Raw genomic sequence first — 15,804 nt, 5'->3', positions numbered from 1 at the left:
GCGTTGCACGTCGCGGACAGCCCACAGCCGATCGCCCAGCGGACCACGAGGGCCAACGTCGACACGCTCGACCTGCTCACCGCCAAGAGATTTCACTGGATATCGCCACAATTGAGCCACTTCGCCGACAGTCATCCCCATACATTAGGGCTTGTCGGGTCGCCAAAGATCCGTCTCCGTATACGTTTCGATGACTCTTTCAATCGGGCGCGCCCGGCTCTGCCGCAGCGACGCTCTGCCCTCCGATGCTCCCGGTTGGATGGTCTCTCTGACCTGGTATGACGTTCCCCGGGAGCAGGGCCATAGCAATTTTCACGCTACCGTCAATTCACGGTGAAAAAGGGTCTAGTGTTCGGTGCACACCCCGCCACGGAAGGTCGGATATGACGGTAGAGAAGGTGGCGGCCACCGCTGCTGCAGATGACGAGTGTGTGGAATGTGGCTACGAACCGGAGCTGAAACGAACTCTCGGCTCGTTTCAGATATTCGCAATCTCGTTCGCGTTCATCTCGGTGGCCGTCGGCATCTTCGCGACATTCGACGACGTACTTCTGACTGCTGGACCGGTCGGAATCTGGCTGTGGATCATCGTGGCGGTAGGGCAGACCCTGGTGGCGCTGGTGGTCGCGCAGTTCGCGGCCCGCATCGCCCTCAGCGGGTCCTCGTATCAATGGGCCTCTCGGCTGGCCAACCCGAAGATCGGCTGGTTTTTCGGTTGGCTGACCTTCTGGTATTTGGCGACCGGTGTGGTGGCATTGGACAATGCACTGGCCAGCCAGGCCTTCATGCCGCTGGTCGGCCTGCAGGAAAGTGAAGACACCGCGCGGCTGCTCACGGTCGCGATCTTGATCCTTCAGGCCGTGCTAATCATCCTCTCGACGCGACTGCTCGGGCTGTTAACCTCCGTGTCGGTGGGTCTTGAGTTGGCCATCGTCGTGGTGTTGATACTTGGTCTGGGTACCGTCATGGTGTTCACCGGCAGCGGCGACTTCGGCAACCTCACCTCCCGCGGTATCACCGCAGCAGACGCCAATTACTTTGCCATCGGCGGCGGGTTGATGGCCGCGATGATCATGGGCCTGACCACGTTGGTGGGCTTCGATTCCGCGGCGAACCTGGCCGAGGAGGCCAAGGATCCGTTCCGCAGCGTCCCACGCGCAATCGTGGCATCGGTGGTCGCTGCGGGAGTGCTTGGACTCTTGTTCCTGATCGCGCTCACCGTCGCGATCAAGGACGTTCCAGGCGTAACCGCCAGCGGTTCGCCCGTCGCCGCGATCATCCGCAGTCAGCTCGGGCCGGTCGCCGAGCGAATCCTGTTGGCAGGCATCGTGATCGCGATGTTCGGTGCCGGCATGGTGGTGATGGCGGCATGCTCACGGCAGGTGTTCGCTATGGCAAGGGACAAACGCTTCCCGGCGCACGCCTTGATGCGACGGGTGAACCCGCGCACGCAAACCCCGGTCCCTGCAACGATCTCGATCCTGGTCGTGGGCGTCGTCCTGATGGTCGCACTTCCCGGTGCAGCCCTGATGCAATTGATCATCGGGGGGACGATCCTGCCTGCACTCATTTACGGTGCGGTCGTGGTGCTCTACCTGGCTGTGCGCAAGCGGCTCGAACACAAACAGGGTGGGTTCAGCCTTGGCCGCTTCGAGCTACCGGTCGCGATCGCTGCGCTGATCTGGGTAGCAGCCGCGCTGGTCTTCCTTGTCACGCCCGGGGACGCCACCATCCCCACGCTGGTCGTGCTCGGCCTGATCTTGGCTGGGGGTGTCTACTTCGCCAAGATGATGATCTTCAACCGCGAGGTGCTCGATACCGAGCCGGGCGATGACATCTTTGCCGCCCCGGCGGAGATGACCGAATGACATCCACCACGGCACGACCGGCCGAGCTGACTGGCCGAATCATCCGTCCGGACGACACCGACTACCCGGTGGCCAGCGCCGGCTACAACCTGCTCTTCACCCACGATCCGGCAGTGATCGTGTTCGCCCGGGAGACGCAGGACGTGGTCAACGCGCTGGCCTGGGCACAGCAGAACAATGTCACGGTTCGTGTGCGTAGTGGCCGCCACAGTCTTGAGGGATGGTCCAATGTCGACAACGGGATCGTGATCGATGTCAGCGAAATGAAGTCGGCAACAATCGACTCGGCATCGAGCACTGCGACTGTTGGCGCCGGGCTTAACCAGCTCGAGGCGGTAACTGAGCTCGGCAAGGCCGGCGTCGCGGCGGCGACAGGCACCGAAGGAAGCGTGGGTCTCGTCGGCGCCACTCTTGGCGGCGGTTTCGGGCTCCTCACCCGCGGCTTCGGCATGGCCTCCGACAACCTGCTGGCGGCCGAGATTGTTGTCGCGTCGGGCTCCGACGGGGCCGAGGCGATCATCGTCGACGAGCAGAACAACTCTGATCTGCTGTGGGCGCTGCGCGGTGCGGGCAACGGCAACTTCGGGATCGTCACATCGCTGACGTATCACGTTCATCCGCTGACGCAGACCATCTACATCACCGCAGGGTGGGCAGGTTTGGGTGACTTGCCGGGCGTCTTCGACGCCTGGCAGCGCTGTGCCCCGTATACCGACAACCGGCTCACCACCCAGCTCGAGATAAACCCCGCTGAGGTCCGACTCATCGGTGTTCTCGTCGCTGGGTCCGAGGACGAGGCTGCGCAACTGCTGGCGCCGATCCTTTCGGTCGGCACTCCTAGTGTTTCGATGACGGATGCTAATTGGGCCGACACTTATGCGGGCTTCCAGCTAGTGACCTCCGAGGAGGCGGCGAACTGGAAGTTCTTCTCGCAGTTTATCTCCGAGCCGTTCCCGGCCGAAGCGATCGACCTGATCGTTTCGTTTATGTCGAAAGCGCCGACGCCGGAATGTAACTACTTCACAAACGCCTTCGGCGGAGGCGTGCGGGACAGTGAACCGTCCGGCGGTTCGGCGTTCGCCCACCGCAATTCGTTGTTCTACGCCGAGCCGGGTGCCGGTTGGGGCGGCGCTCGTGGCGAGCTGGCGGTTGGCCGGTCGGCAGCGCCGAATCCGTTGACGCCGGTGTGTTTGGATTGGACCGCCGAGTTCGCCGAAGCGTTGGCGCCCTACGTGAATGGCGCCTACACCAATGTGCCCAATGCCGACATGGCGGACTGGGAGACCGCCTATTGGGGACCCAACGTCGACCGATTGCGCGCGATCAAGGCGAAGTATGACCCCAACAACGTGTTCAGCTTCGAGCAGAGCATTCCAGCGCTGCAGGACCGCGGGCGATAGCGGCCGCGATGCACGCGAACCTGCTTTGAGTGCTTGGCTTTTCAGTCCGGGCAACCGTGCCTGAGAACGCGCGATTGCCGGACAGGCTGATCAAAAGTAAGGAACCGGTCAATCCTGCACGAAATTCGTCGTTAAGAATGTGGACGAAGTTTGCGTCGCGCCGCGAACTTGCGCCTAGAGTCGAAACGCCCGCCGCGTATCCATGCGCGCGCCATAAATCTTGTGTTTCTCGCCTGGGTTTCGGGCACGATGCTCGGGAGGAGTGTGGCTTGTGAGTGGTTGGATCGTGAGCAACGTCCCGTCGTGGCTGCTATTACTCGGACTCAACGTCCTCATCGCAGGCGGAGCCGTGCTCGCGCTGAAATATTTCCGGCATCGGTTCCCCGGGCTCAGGGGGGACGAGCGCAGCGAGGTGACACAGTTCGCCTTCTTGTTGGTCGGATTCGTGTACGCGTTCTTCACAGGTTTCATCGTTAGCGCGATGTGGGGTCAGACCAATACTGCGGACGACGCGATGCGGGCCGAGGGCACGACCGGGATACAGATGGTCAACGACCTCACCGTGTTCGACGAGGCCGACAGCGACCGAATCCGCCCGGCGCTCTTGGACTATGAACGCGCGGCCGTAACAGAGTGGCCGCTGGCCGCCAACGGCCACGCCTCCCCTGCGGCCGGGCAAGCGCTGCAGCGCCTCCGCACCGCATACGAGGAAGTTCAGCCGCGCACCGATACCCAAAAGACGTTCCTCGCTACATCTTTCGATTCCCTTAACCAGATCAGTCAGGCACGCACAGAGCGGATAATCCGGGCCCGCACCGACAACGGCCTACCCTCGTCGATGTGGATAGTCTTCTTCCTGCTCAGCGGGCTGGTCCTTGGCTGCGTCATCATTTACGGCGTCGAGAAACCCGCCATTCATTACGCGTTGGTGGCGACCGTTGGCGTGCTACTAGCCACCGACCTGTTCCTCGTGTTGGAACTTGCCCACCCGTACATCGGCGACGCTGCAACGTCCCCGGAGCCGTTGGACGCAGTTATCCAGGTCCTGTCGGCACGCCCGGCATGACCACTGTTATGCCGGGCGGCGGACCTGCGTAGCGTATCCGGGACCTGCTTCGACCAGAGCGTGCCGTCGGGTGATTTGGCGGTGGCGCTGGCCGCGGCTTGAGCAACAGCCACACCGCAACTGCCGACGCCAGTAGCAGCGCCGAGCCGACACCCGCCGCGACGGCCAGCCCATCGGTGAAGGCGTCCTTTGCAGCGGTCAACAAGACATGCCCGTTGTCGGCGGGCAGCCGAGCTGACGCGTCGACGGCGGCGGAAAGCGACTCCCGCGCATGTGACGCCACCGCGTCGGGGGTGCCGGGCGGAATCGCCAGCCCGCGGTATACGGCGGTGATGATAGAGCCGAGTGTCGCGATGCCTAGAGCCATGCCGAGTTCGTAGGCAGTCTCCGACACTGCCGCTGCCGCACCAGCTCGCTCCGGCATGACGCTGCCAATGATGACGTCGCTGGCCGCGGTGAAGGCCAGTCCGAGGCCCACGCCGACGACCAACAGGGCGATGCCGAGACGCAGATAAGCGGTGGACGGGCTGATCGCTGTCAGCGACGCCATTGCGACACCGACCAGTACCAGCCCAGTCATGAGGACCGCGCGCTGCGACCAGTGGCGCACGGCGAAGCCCGCCACTACGCCGAAAACGGTCGCCGCGACCGCGGCGGGCAGTTCGGCCAGCCCGGCCTTCATCGGGCTGTAGCCCTGTACCAGCTGGAAGTATTGGGACAGAAAGAACACCAGGCCCGAAAGGCCAAGCACTGAAAGCAGATTGGCCGCGACCACGCCTGAGAACGCACGATTGCAGAACAGCCGCACGTCGATTAACGGAGCGGGCAGCCTGAGCTGGCGCCGGACGAACAGCGTGAACGCCGTGACGCCGCCGACACCTAACACCGCGATGTCGACGCGAAGCCCGTTAGCGGCACCTTCCTTGACGGCGTAGACGAGCCCGAGCACGCCGACGAGCGACAGCCCGACACTGGGCAGGTCCCACGGCCCGGGCGTAGGGATGCGCTGCTCCGACAACAGGACGATGCCCCCAACGAGCAGCACGACCATCACCGGGACGTTAATCAAAAAGACCGACCCCCACCAGAAGTGCTCCAACAGCAGTCCACCGACCACGGGACCCAGCGCGGCACCCGCCGAGAACATCGAGGCCCAGACGCCGACAGCGATGCTGCGATCACGTTGCTGGACAAACAGCCCGCGGATCAACGCCAGCGTCGACGGTGCAAGCGTAGCCCCGGCCACGCCTAACAGCGCTCGCGCGCCCATCAGGAGCTCAGCCGTCGAAGCGTATGCAGTCAACATGGACATGACAGCGAAAGCTGTTGCTCCGCAGAGCAACAGCTTCTTGTGGCCGGTGCGGTCGCCGAGGCTGCCCATTGTGACAAGCAAGGCCGCCAGCACGAAGGAGTAGATATCGCCGATCCAGAGGATCTGTGTCGCCGTCGATTCGAGATCCTTGGTAATGAACGGGGTGGCCACCGCCAGTACCGTGCCGTCGACGCCGATTACCAGCACTCCGAGGCTGAGCACGCCGAGCGCGAGCCAACGGCGCGTCATGGCCCACTCACGCCATGTAGCAGCAGTTCGGTGACCATGCGGGTGAAGTCGCGTGGGGCCCCTCGCCCGACCTGAATAACCCACGCCGCGCCGGTGAAGAGGTTGTAGAGCGCCTCGGTGAACCAGACGGCAGTCAGATCGGTGCGGAATGCGCCTTCGCGCTGGCCGCGCACGAAAAGTTGCCTGATCTCAGAGTCGATCTCCGCCCAGGCTTCCTTCGCCTGATTGGCGTCGAAATCCTGACTCTGGGTGTAGAGCAAGGTGAGGTATCCCGACACCGGTTCACACGCAGACACCAGCCGCTGCAGTGCCTCTGGGGCCGGGCCCTCCTGCCATCGGGCGGTCTGCAGTGCCTGATGCATGTGGGCTACCGCAAGTTGGTCGAGTGCCTCGAGGAGAGCGTCTCGACCGGCGAAGTGACGATGCAGCGTTGCGCGGCTGATGCCGACGGCGGCGGCGACCTCGTCTTGGGTCGCGTTGGGTCGCCGGCTGAGGAAGTCCGCGGCGGCGCGCAACACCTGTTCACGATCCAACTTCATGACACAAGGGTATCTCAATTGAGACAAAACTGTCTCAACACGCGGCCATATCGGCGCTGCCCAAAGCCGAGTCCAGTTTGACGAGTCGCGTTGAACACCGGAGCCTGCCCCGGCCAACTCCAGCGGCAGATTAGGCGTCGCAGTGGCCGCCGAGGGACGTCGAGCTGAGGCCCAACCTGCACTCGCAGTCGGTGCTAGCGTCCCGTGACATCCACATGGCAATATCCACAGGTTCCAGCTGCGCGAGCTTGCCAACAGCGTCTCGGCAATCGAGTGAGGTCATGCGATGGAAGAACCGCTGCTGCTGCACCACCGCGACGCTCGCGACGTCGTCACGCTGACGTTGAACCGCCCCCAGGCCTTCAACGCGCTGTCGGAGGCGATGCTCGCAGAACTCGGCGAGGCGATGGAAACGTTAGCCACGGATGGGGAGGTGCGGGCCGTCGTCCTCGGGGCAGCGGGGAAGGCCTTCTGCGCCGGCCATGACCTGAAAGAGATGCGGGCGGACCCTTCGCTCGAGTACTACCAGCGCCTGTTCGCGCAGTGCACAGGCGTGATGTTGTCGATCCAGCGCCTGCCGGTCCCGGTGATCGCGCGCGTGCAAGGTCTCGCGACCGCTGCAGGATGCCAGCTTGTCGCGATGTGTGACCTTGCCGTGGCGAGCAGTGACGCGCGCTTCGCGGTGAGCGGCATCAACGTCGGACTCTTCTGCGCGACCCCGGGAGTTGCGTTGTCGCGCAATGTGTCACGCAAAGCCGCGTTCGAGATGCTCGTGACGGGTGAATTCGTCTCTGCCGAGGAGGCCCGGGTGTTGGGTCTGGTTAACAGGGTCGCGGCGCCCGAGGCGTTGGACGACGAGGTCGAGGCGCTGGTAGCGCGTATTGTCGCGAAGCCGGCCGTCGCCGTCGCGATGGGGAAGGCCCTGTTCTACCGGCAGATCGAAGTCGGCATCGAGTCCGCGTATCAGGACGCAGGTGCGACGATGGCCGCCAACATGATGGACCAGTGCGCGCTCGAGGGTGTTGCGGCCTTCATCGAGAAGCGCCCGCCGAGCTGGTCGACTTCGCAGGCGCGGACATGAGGGAGGCGCATCAGGCAGTCTCCGAGGAGCGTTCCCAGGTCGTCGGCGCATTGTGCAGCGCCTTCTTCGATGACCGGATTTACCGGTGGCTGGTTCCTGACGATGCCCAGCGCCGACGCAGTGCGGCGATCTTCTACTCGCGATTCGTGGAGGCGTGCTGGCCGCACGGCGGGGTGTACGCGGCGGGCGCCGGAGCTGGTGCGGCGCTGTGGATTCCGCCGGACAAGCAGCTGGTTACCGACGAAGAGGGTGAGGCCTTCGTCAGCGACCTGCTCGAGAGCGCCGGAGACAACGCCGCCGCTGCACGGATGGCCCTACTGTTCCAATTGCTCGACGACCACCACCCGGCGCAGGCTCACTGGTATCTGGCATTCATGGGGGTAGACCCCTCAGCCCAGAGCCAAGGCATCGGCGCGACGTTGTTGGCGGCGGTGCTGAACCAGGCTGATCGTGATCATGTCCCGGCCTATCTCGAAGCATCGTGTCCCGAGAATCGACGGCTTTACGAGCGTCATGGTTTTGAGACGGTGCGTGAGCTGGCGGTCGCAGATTCCCCGGCCGTCTACGCGATGTGGCGACGCCCGACATGAACGAAAACGTCGAGTTCGACGTGCACGTGCAGGCGTCTGACCTCGACCACTACCGCAGGGATTGGGTGCCGGGCCCCGGGGTTGGCTTGGCCGGGATGTGGATCGGAGCAGTCGTCGCTGACAGCTCCGGCCGCGTTTATTGGGGGCTAAGAGGCGCCGATGACTTCCTGGTCGGCATGACCCATGTCGTGTCTCCGGTGACCGGATTCAAGTCGCTCCCAAGGACTTTCGACCCGAACCCGCCCCACCTGTTCGAGGAGTACTCCTCGATCGACTGGTTCGAGCCGCTCCAGCTTGACCAGGGCGATTCACGCGTGCAGTTGAGCTACAACAGCGGCCGAATCGAGCGGGACGCCGAAGGGCTGCACTGGTTCGACGCGACCGGCCGTTGGGAGCTGCACGGCAAGAACGTCAGCGACATCTTTACCGTGCATGTGCCGGTACAAGACGGAGTCGTCGACGAGGTCTACTACCGTCACGAGCTTTTGTTCGCGACCGGGACGGTCAACGGCGTCGACGTGTCGGGCTATCTGCATCAGGATTACGCGTATGGGCCCGGCGGCAAGGTCTACCCGGAGCTGCCGATCGCCCGTGCGCTGCAAGGCATGTGGGTGTCGTGGCTGCATGAGTACGACGACGGCACGTGCGGTGGCGGGTGCTTCTGGCAGGGCCGGGACGGGGTGGCCTTCGGCCCCGGCTACCACGTCAAGGACGGCGTCACCACGGCGTTCGACGACATCGTCGCGACGCCGGAATTCAGCGACGACGGGAAGCCGACCGCGCTCGAAGCGACATTCGGCTCGGATTCCTATGCCTTCGCCTTCGACGCAAGCGGTAGTCCCATCCACTATTTCGGCGCGTTGACAGATGGCTCATCCGGACGAGCCCCAAGCCGAAGCTGGTGCTGGGTCGAGTACGCCGCTGGCATGCTGACCCCCGAGATCCTTGATCTGGTGATGCAACAGTTCCGCCTCGCCAGGGGTCGTTAACCTGTTCCGCCCGAGCCTGGGTCGTGTCACGGTTAGACCATGACTGACACGGATGTTGTAACGATCGAAGAAGACGGCCAGCTGCTCCTCATCGGAGTCAACCGCCCCGACGCCCACAACCTCTGGAATCTGGAAGTGATCCAGACGGTGTCGCGTGCGTGCCGACGATTGGCGGACACGGATCACCTCCGAGTCGGCGTCATCTTCGGGCACGGCCGGCTGTTCACGGCCGGGCTCGATCTTGCGTCGGTGGCTCCGCTGGTCGCCTCGGCCGATATCGGCGCCCTGCTTCCCGACGGCGGCTACGACCCGTGGAACTTCTTCGGCGAACCCTGTCCAAAGCCGATCGTCGTTGCGGTGCATGGCAGGTGCAACACGCTCGGGATCGAACTCGCGTTGGCATCGCAAGCCGCGGTGGCCGCAGAGGGCACGCGCTTCGCTCAACTCGAGGTCGCGCGAGGGATCTTTCCCTTGGGCGGAGCGACATTTCGGTTACCCGCGCGCCTCGGCGCGGCCGGCATGCGGTATCTGCTGACGGCCGAGCTTTTCGACGCCGAGGCCGCGCTGACTGCCGGGTTGATCAACGAAGTCGTGCCCGAAGGACAGCATCTCGAGCGGGCCGTCGAGGTTGCGCGGCTGATCGCCGCCAACGCGCCGCTCGCGGTGCAAGCGGCGCTTGCGTCGGCGCGCGCCGCCGAGCGAGCGTCGCGCGACGCCGCCGCACAGGTGTTGCTCGACTGGAATCAGAAGGTCTTCGGAAGCCGAGATGCAGCCGAAGGCGTGAGCTCCTTCCTGGAGCGCCGCACGGCGGTGTTCGAGGGCCGCTGACCCGTCTTCCCCCGCCCAATTCCCGTGTTGGCCAACGATCTTCGCTTGCGGCTAGTGAGCTGTCGGCTGGATCGATATCAGCGTGAACAACCCCGGATGGCTGTCGTCAGGCACGAACCGGACAACGATGACGTCGGGGGGAAATCGGGTGGCCAGGTCATTCAGGGTCCTGGGCATGAACGCTCTGGCCTTGGCGTTGCCATACCAATCCGGGCTGTTGGGGTCGACGTTGGTGACCCTGTCGATCGTCGCATCCCATTGTTGGACTGGGTCCGGTGGCGGATCCCCGAACCCCACCGACTTCAGGTACGCCTCGGCCCGCCCCGCGAGGGTAACCGGAGCCCCGCCACCGACGGGCGTCCCGGTGATCGTCCCGTCGGTGCTGTTCGCGGTCACCGAGGTCAGTGTCGCGGTGCACGCGTCACCCGCGCTGGCCGGCTGGCAGGTGTCAGGCCCCGGGGCGCCTTGAGCCGGGGCGACACCGAGGGCGGTCGGATACGCCAACACACAAAGTGCGGCGCCAAGAGCGGTTATCGCACCACTGCGCGTTTTAGGCATATTTCCCTCTTCGTGCGTGACAAGGCCGTCGTTACGTCGGCGGCCGTATCACTGCAGGGACGTGGCGATGTCGATCTCGGAGTTCAGGGTCTGATGAACAGGGCAACGTTCGGCGATCTGCAGCAGCCGTTGCCGTTGAGTGTCGTCGAGATCGCCCGTCAACTCGATGTCGCGATCAATGTGATCGATCCAGCCCTTGGCGGTCTCGCAATGGGCACAGTCTTCTGCGTGGATGCGCGAGTGCCGCAACGTCACTCGAACCCGCTCGAGCAGCCAGCCCCTACGCTCGGCGTACATCCGCACCGTCATCGAGGTACACGCCCCGAGCCCGGCAAGCAGTAGATCGTACGGCGTTGGCCCCGCGTCGTCGCCAATCGGGCGTGGCTCGTCGGCGACGAGCTGGTGTCGCCCGGCGGTGATCTGCTGGGTATACGTCCCCGAACCCGCCTCGGTAACAGTCACCAGGCCTTCGATCATGGCGGCTCCTTGTTCGTGACGTCGAGGCGATGGTCGAGGAGAATATCGCCTGACGGAAGGATTTCCTATGGCCCTTGCACGAGCCGATCAATGGCCGTCCCTGATGGTGGATGACTGGACGTCTACCCGCGAAACCCTGCACATGTGGCTGCAGATCGTCGGCAAGATCCGCCTGGTGCACCTGCCGCTGATCAACCACTGGTGGCAGGTGACGCTCTATGTCACCCCCCGAGGCCTCACCACGGGCGCGATGCCCTCCGACGATGCCGTGTTCGACATGGAATTCGACTTCGTCACAAGTGTTCTCGCGATCCGCCACAGCGACGGCCGTCACCGGACCGTGCCGTTGGAGGCCAAGCCGGTCGCCGAGTTCTACGGCGAGACGCTCTCGGCACTCGATAGTCTGGGCATCGACTCACACATTGTGGCTCGCCCCAACGAGGTCGACCCAGCTGTGCCGTTCGCCGAGGACTATCAGCATGCCGCCTACGATCCCGACGCTGTGCGCGCGTTCTGGCGCCAGCTGGTGCAGGCACATCGTGTATTGACCCAGTTCCGGGCATCCTTCGTCGGCAAGGTCAGCCCGGTGCATTTCTTCTGGGGCGCCATGGATTTGGCGTGTACCCGGTTTTCCGGGCGGTCGGCGCCCGAGCATCCGGGAGGCGCGCCCAACTGCCCGAACTGGGTGATGGAGGAGGGGTACTCCCGCGAGCTGAGCAGCGCGGGGTTCTGGCCGGGCGGCGGTAAGGAAGGGGCGTTCTATTGCTACGCATATCCGCAACCCGACGGTTTCGCCGACCACCCAGTCGAGCCCGAGGCCGCCTACTTCAGCGAGCAGGACGGGGAGTTCCTGCTGCCCTACGAAGCGGTTCGCACCGCCGACGACCCCGACCACGCGGTCGCGCGTTTTCTGCAGACCACCTACGAGGCTGCCGCCGCGCTCGCTTCGTGGGATCGCGCCGTGCTCGAAGAGGACCCCAACCGGCTACGCCAGCGATAGCGAACGCATCTGGCAGGATTACTTGGCCGTTTCGACGTCCACGTCGTCAGCGTCGTCGTCGGAAACCAGCCATTCGTGGAGTTCGCGTCGAATCTGTTCGCTTTCATCGCGTCGGCGGGCAGGAGTCGCGAACCTCTTCGCCTCGTCGTGCGTCCCCCAGTAACCATCGCCGGCCGACGAGGTATGGGCGCCACTGTGTTCGGTCTTCCCACGCCCGATGCCCATGTCGGCCAACAATACTCGCTCGTCGCCCCCGCATCTCCGCACCCCCGCAACTGCGCCGATTCGGGGCCGTGCGGGCGAGCTGAAGGTGATTGGCGCGCTGCTGACGGCGGCGGCGCAGGGTCATGATGGCATCCTGGTCATCGAGGGGCCGCCCGGCATCGGGAAGAGTCGGTTGCTGACCGAAGTGATGGCGCTGGCCGACAAGGGCGGCGTGGGCACCCTGTTCGGTGAGGCGTTCGAGTATCAGCAGACGGTGCCGTTTTCTCGCTGTTCATGGCGACGCTGCGCGCCGGTCCCGGTCGGAGACGCCGACGCGCTGAGCCGGCTGGGCAGCTCGGCCGGTGTTCTCCGCCACACCCAACAGGATTCAGCGTTGTCATCGGCGCCAATGACGTGAGGTCCCTGACGGCCGACAGTCATGGCATGACAGCCACGGCGCCTTCGAAAGTTGAAAGGGACCAACATGAGCAGCGGTAGTTTGGTTGCACCCAAAGCGTCGACAGGCTTCGACGCCAACGGACATTTCCGCGCTGTTATGAGCGATCTCGGATTGTCGCCTGAAGACACCGGCGGCACAATAACTCTCGTTGGCGAGGATCCGATTTTCCCGAGCGCCCATCGGCTTGGGGCCTGCATCGGCATCCCGATCATGGCCGGGGCCGCGGGGATCGCCGATATCTGGCGCCAGCGCAGCGGCCGCGGCCAAGACCTGAGCCTTGACCTGCGCAAGGCCATCCACGGCATCAACCCGATGTACAAATTCATGCCCACGATCAACGGCTACCCCTACCAGATGCCATATTTCATCGGCAACCCGATGGGCTTCGATTTCTACCGGACCAAGGACGACCGGTTCTTCCTGCCGACGGGTGCTTACCCGGGCCTGCTGAACAGCATGTGCACGTTCCTGGGGTGCTCGCCGGACAAGGACAGCATCGCCAAGGCCGTGTCCAAGTGGGACGGTTTGGAACTCGACGAGGCCGCCGCCGATAAGGGACTGGTCTTCGCGCTCGTGCGGACGCCCGAAGAGTGGGCAGTCAACCCTCAGGGCCAGCAGCTCGCCGAAAAGCCGTTGGTGGAAATCGTCAAGATCGGCGACAGCGATCCCGAGCCGTTCACACCGGCGGCACGCCCGCTGTCGGGATTGCGGGTGCTGTCGGCGACCCACGTCATCGCCGGCAATGTTATGTCGCGCACGTTAGCCGAGCACGGCGCCGAGGTGCTTCAGATAGCCCACCCCGAAGAGTTTGAGCACGAGGCCCTGATGCAGGACCCGTGCGCCGGGTTCACCTCCTCGACGTGGCTGGACCTCAACCAGACCGAAGCCCGCCAAAGGGCCTACGAACTTGCCGCCGGCGCAGACGTGTTCGTCGAAAGCTACCGCACCCACAAGATTTCCAGCCTAGGTCTGTCGCCCGAGGAACTGGCCGCTCGTCGGCCCGGCATCATCTACGCCTCCGCACGTTGCTACACCTACGACGGGCCGTGGGACAACCGGGCCGGGTTTGACATGGAAGCCCTGTGCGTCACCGGGTTCACCACCGAAGAGGGCACCCCCGAGCGCCCCGCCTTCCCCCCGACCCACGTCATGAACGACTACATCGCCGGCTACCTCGGCGCGGCCGGCATCCAAGCCGCCCTCATCCGCCGGGCCAAGGAAGGTGGCAGCTATCACGTGCGGGTCAACCTGGCCCGCTGCGCAATGTGGTTCATGTCCCTGGGCACATTCGACAAGAACGCCCCGACGCCCACGGGCGAGCAACACCAACTCGTGGCCCCGGACAGCATTACCGCTCAAACCCCGTACGGGGAACTGGTTCGACTCGCCCCACCCGTGAAGTTCTCCGAAACCAAGCCCTATTGGCAAGACCCGGTACTCGTGGTGCGCGGATCCAGCAAGCCGCAATGGAAGGACAGCTGACTCTATGGTTTACGGTCAGAGGCAGCGGGAATCGAATCGCGCCGCGCCGTTGTTGCACAAGCCCGTGACCATTCGACTCGGACTACAGATTCCCAGCTTCTCCTACGGCGGCCCTGTCGCCGAACTCTTTCCGGCGGTGAGGGCGCAGGCCCAGGAGGCTGAGGCCGCCGGCTTCGACACGGTCCTGGTGATGGACCATTTCTACCAACTGCCGACGCTCGGCGAACCAGACGAGCCGATGCTCGAGGCATACACCGCGCTCGGGGCGTTGGCGAGTACAACAGGGACGATCCAGCTGTCGACGCTGGTGACCGGCAATACCTACCGCAACCCGACGCTGCTCGCCAAGGCCATCACAACGTTGGACGTGGTCAGCGGCGGCCGGGCGATCCTCGGCATCGGCGCCGGCTGGTTCGAGCTCGAACACCGGCAACTGGGCTTCGAATTCGGCACGTTCACTGAGCGATTCGAGAAACTCGAGGAAGCGCTCCAGATCATCGTGCCGATGACTCAGGGCGAGCGGCCCACGTTCTCGGGCAAGTGGTATCACACCGAGAGCGCGATCAACGAGCCCCGCTACCGCGACCACATCCCGGTCATGCTCGGCGGCAGCGGCGAGAAGAAGACGTTCAGGCTTGCCGCGCGTTACGCCGATCACCTCAACCTGATCACACCGATGTCAGAACTTCCCCACAAGCTCGATGTGCTCAAGCAGCGCTGCGCCGAAGCCGACCGCGATCCTTCGACGCTGGAGACCTCGACGCTGCTCACCGTGGTGCTCGACGACCATGCCACCCGACGCGATGTCGCCGAGGCCATTAGCGGTCGTGCGGTGCGGGGGACGGCCGAGCAGGTCGCGGAGCAGATCAAGACCCATGTGCTGGACGCCGGAGTCGACGGCGTGATCGTCAACCTGCCCACTCACGGCTACACGCCTGGCGTCATCACCAAGGTTGGGGACGCGCTGAAGCAGCTCGTTTCCTGATGGCGCGGCCAATCACGCAGCAACGCAAGGCCCCCGGCTCCGCGCTAGAACCGGGGGCTTTTGCGTGTCGGCTGATGTCTAGGCGGTGCGGCGGATACCCCGCTTCAGCAGCAGTTCGCGCTCAGCCTCGCTGAGGCCGCCCCAGATGCCGTATGGCTCGCCGACGGCGAGCGCATGCGAGCGGCATTGCGCGATCACCGGGCAACGCCGGCACATTTCCTTGGCCCGCATCTCCCGTTGCGCACGGGCACGTCCCCGCTCGCCGTCGGGATGGAAAAACATCGACGAATCAACGCCCCTGCACAGGCCATGCATCTGCCAGTCCCAAATGTCAGCGTTCGGTCCGGGTAGCTGTTGCGGCTGCGGCATGAAAACCCCTCTCGCCGAGTCCAATTGGGCTTTTCTAAGCGGCCCGATTAGACGGTGAGTTGTGGAACTATCCGAAAGAAGTCGCCGATGACTGCTCGTGTGCACAAACTAGGTGTGCTTAACAAAGCCCGTCAATACTTACGTCGTGTGCTGAACCACATAACTTCCGTCCCGGATTTAACCTCGTGTTCATTAATGCGACGCGGCGGAAACGCTCAGCGTGGTATCTGGCGGGCCCGTTGGGTGGCCGGGCTGAGTTCGCGCAGTTCGGCCACCGCGGTGTCGCGCGCGAATTCGCACCACCCAGTAGGCGGTTGACATGGCGTTAACATCCACACCACAAAGTG

At 64.2% G+C, this 15,804-nt stretch carries 17 protein-coding genes and 1 pseudogene; 11 read left to right on the top strand and 7 right to left on the bottom strand.

The genetic code is table 11. The features are described 5' to 3' along the window. On the bottom strand, nt 1-135 hold a 135-nt coding region (locus QOH60_RS18820; protein ID WP_526423147.1), incomplete at its 3' end, for an MOSC N-terminal beta barrel domain-containing protein. Nucleotides 136-383: 248 nt separating this feature from the next. Between QOH60_RS18820 and QOH60_RS18815 the strand changes: the two genes are divergently transcribed. The 3 genes from QOH60_RS18815 to QOH60_RS18805 all read left to right on the top strand — a co-directional run bounded on the left by QOH60_RS18815 (nt 384) and on the right by QOH60_RS18805 (nt 4,334). Beyond that, entirely contained in the window at nt 384-1,868 is a 1,485-nt protein-coding gene (locus QOH60_RS18815) for an amino acid permease (protein WP_526423143.1), read from the top strand. Beyond that, nucleotides 1,865-3,268, top strand: a complete 1,404-nt coding sequence (locus tag QOH60_RS18810; RefSeq protein WP_526423141.1) for an FAD-binding oxidoreductase — start codon at nt 1,865-1,867, stop codon at nt 3,266-3,268. The genes QOH60_RS18815 and QOH60_RS18810 overlap by 4 nt, the downstream gene beginning before the upstream one ends. Before the next feature lie 271 nt (nt 3,269-3,539). Beyond that, nucleotides 3,540-4,334, top strand: coding sequence for a bestrophin-like domain (locus tag QOH60_RS18805; protein WP_526423139.1), 795 nt, complete (start codon nt 3,540-3,542; stop codon nt 4,332-4,334). On the opposite strand, the gene QOH60_RS18800 is transcribed toward QOH60_RS18805, so the two are convergent. Next, nucleotides 4,303-5,895, bottom strand: coding sequence for an MFS transporter (locus tag QOH60_RS18800; RefSeq protein ID WP_526423137.1), 1,593 nt, complete (start codon nt 5,893-5,895; stop codon nt 4,303-4,305). The two genes, QOH60_RS18805 and QOH60_RS18800, sit on opposite strands and share 32 nt — an antisense overlap. Continuing rightward, nucleotides 5,892-6,434, bottom strand: a complete 543-nt coding sequence (locus QOH60_RS18795) for a TetR/AcrR family transcriptional regulator (RefSeq protein ID WP_526423135.1) — start codon at nt 6,432-6,434, stop codon at nt 5,892-5,894. Before QOH60_RS18795 ends, QOH60_RS18800 begins: the two co-directional genes overlap by 4 nt. A 286-nt stretch (nt 6,435-6,720) precedes the next feature. On the opposite strand from QOH60_RS18795, the gene QOH60_RS18790 reads away from it, so the two are divergent. The 4 genes from QOH60_RS18790 to QOH60_RS18775 are packed head-to-tail and all read left to right on the top strand — an operon-like array spanning nt 6,721 to nt 9,922. Next, complete coding sequence (locus QOH60_RS18790) at nt 6,721-7,515, top strand: enoyl-CoA hydratase (RefSeq protein ID WP_526423133.1); 795 nt, start codon at nt 6,721-6,723, stop codon at nt 7,513-7,515. Further along, nucleotides 7,512-8,105 carry a GNAT family N-acetyltransferase gene (locus tag QOH60_RS18785; RefSeq protein WP_526423131.1) on the top strand — a complete coding sequence of 198 codons (594 nt, stop codon included), beginning with the start codon at nt 7,512-7,514 and terminating at the stop codon, nt 8,103-8,105. The genes QOH60_RS18790 and QOH60_RS18785 overlap by 4 nt, the downstream gene beginning before the upstream one ends. Then, nucleotides 8,102-9,094, top strand: coding sequence for a hypothetical protein (locus QOH60_RS18780; RefSeq protein WP_526423145.1), 993 nt, complete (start codon nt 8,102-8,104; stop codon nt 9,092-9,094). Before QOH60_RS18785 ends, QOH60_RS18780 begins: the two co-directional genes overlap by 4 nt. A gap of 39 nt (nt 9,095-9,133) precedes the next feature. After that, the gene (locus QOH60_RS18775; protein ID WP_526423129.1) at nt 9,134-9,922 is read left to right on the top strand and encodes an enoyl-CoA hydratase/isomerase family protein; all 789 of its coding nucleotides are present in this window, start codon (nt 9,134-9,136) and stop codon (nt 9,920-9,922) included. A gap of 51 nt (nt 9,923-9,973) precedes the next feature. Here the strand turns inward: QOH60_RS18775 and QOH60_RS18770 are convergent, their stop codons facing one another. Then, the gene (locus tag QOH60_RS18770; RefSeq protein WP_526423127.1) at nt 9,974-10,480 is read right to left on the bottom strand and encodes a hypothetical protein; all 507 of its coding nucleotides are present in this window, start codon (nt 10,478-10,480) and stop codon (nt 9,974-9,976) included. 48 nt (nt 10,481-10,528) lie between these two features. Next, entirely contained in the window at nt 10,529-10,957 is a 429-nt protein-coding gene (locus QOH60_RS18765; RefSeq protein ID WP_526423125.1) for an OsmC family protein, read from the bottom strand. 67 nt (nt 10,958-11,024) lie between these two features. Here QOH60_RS18765 and QOH60_RS18760 point away from each other — a divergent pair, with 67 nt between their 5' ends. Continuing rightward, a complete protein-coding gene (locus QOH60_RS18760) occupies nt 11,025-11,957 on the top strand; it encodes a DUF5996 family protein (protein WP_526423123.1) in 933 nt (310 codons plus the stop codon). 18 nt (nt 11,958-11,975) lie between these two features. Here QOH60_RS18760 and QOH60_RS18755 read toward each other — a convergent pair whose 3' ends face one another. Continuing rightward, nucleotides 11,976-12,182 carry a hypothetical protein gene (locus QOH60_RS18755; protein ID WP_526423121.1) on the bottom strand — a complete coding sequence of 69 codons (207 nt, stop codon included), beginning with the start codon at nt 12,180-12,182 and terminating at the stop codon, nt 11,976-11,978. Here QOH60_RS18755 and QOH60_RS18750 point away from each other — a divergent pair. From QOH60_RS18750 to QOH60_RS18740, 3 genes and pseudogenes are all read left to right on the top strand, one after another. Further along, nucleotides 12,181-12,522 (top strand): annotated as a pseudogene (locus tag QOH60_RS18750) (AAA family ATPase); the annotation flags it as partial. The gene QOH60_RS18755 and the pseudogene QOH60_RS18750 sit on opposite strands and share 2 nt — an antisense overlap. A gap of 123 nt (nt 12,523-12,645) precedes the next feature. Beyond that, on the top strand, nt 12,646-14,103 hold the full coding sequence (locus QOH60_RS18745; protein ID WP_526423119.1) for a CoA transferase: 1,458 nt from the start codon (nt 12,646-12,648) through the stop codon (nt 14,101-14,103). 64 nt (nt 14,104-14,167) lie between these two features. Beyond that, nucleotides 14,168-15,088 (top strand): LLM class F420-dependent oxidoreductase, encoded by a 921-nt coding sequence (locus tag QOH60_RS18740; protein WP_526423117.1) that lies wholly within the window; start codon nt 14,168-14,170, stop codon nt 15,086-15,088. Between the two features lie 78 nt (nt 15,089-15,166). On the opposite strand, the gene QOH60_RS18735 is transcribed toward QOH60_RS18740, so the two are convergent. Then, nucleotides 15,167-15,457 carry a WhiB family transcriptional regulator gene (locus tag QOH60_RS18735; protein WP_526423115.1) on the bottom strand — a complete coding sequence of 97 codons (291 nt, stop codon included), beginning with the start codon at nt 15,455-15,457 and terminating at the stop codon, nt 15,167-15,169. Nucleotides 15,458-15,804 lie beyond the last annotated feature (347 nt).

Origin of the sequence: Mycobacterium sp. (assembly GCF_032159765.1) — a bacterium.
Classification (GTDB): Bacteria; Actinomycetota; Actinomycetes; order Mycobacteriales; family Mycobacteriaceae; genus Mycobacterium.
Note: the sequence above shows the minus strand (reverse complement) of the source record. Positions and strands in the feature narration are given on the sequence as shown.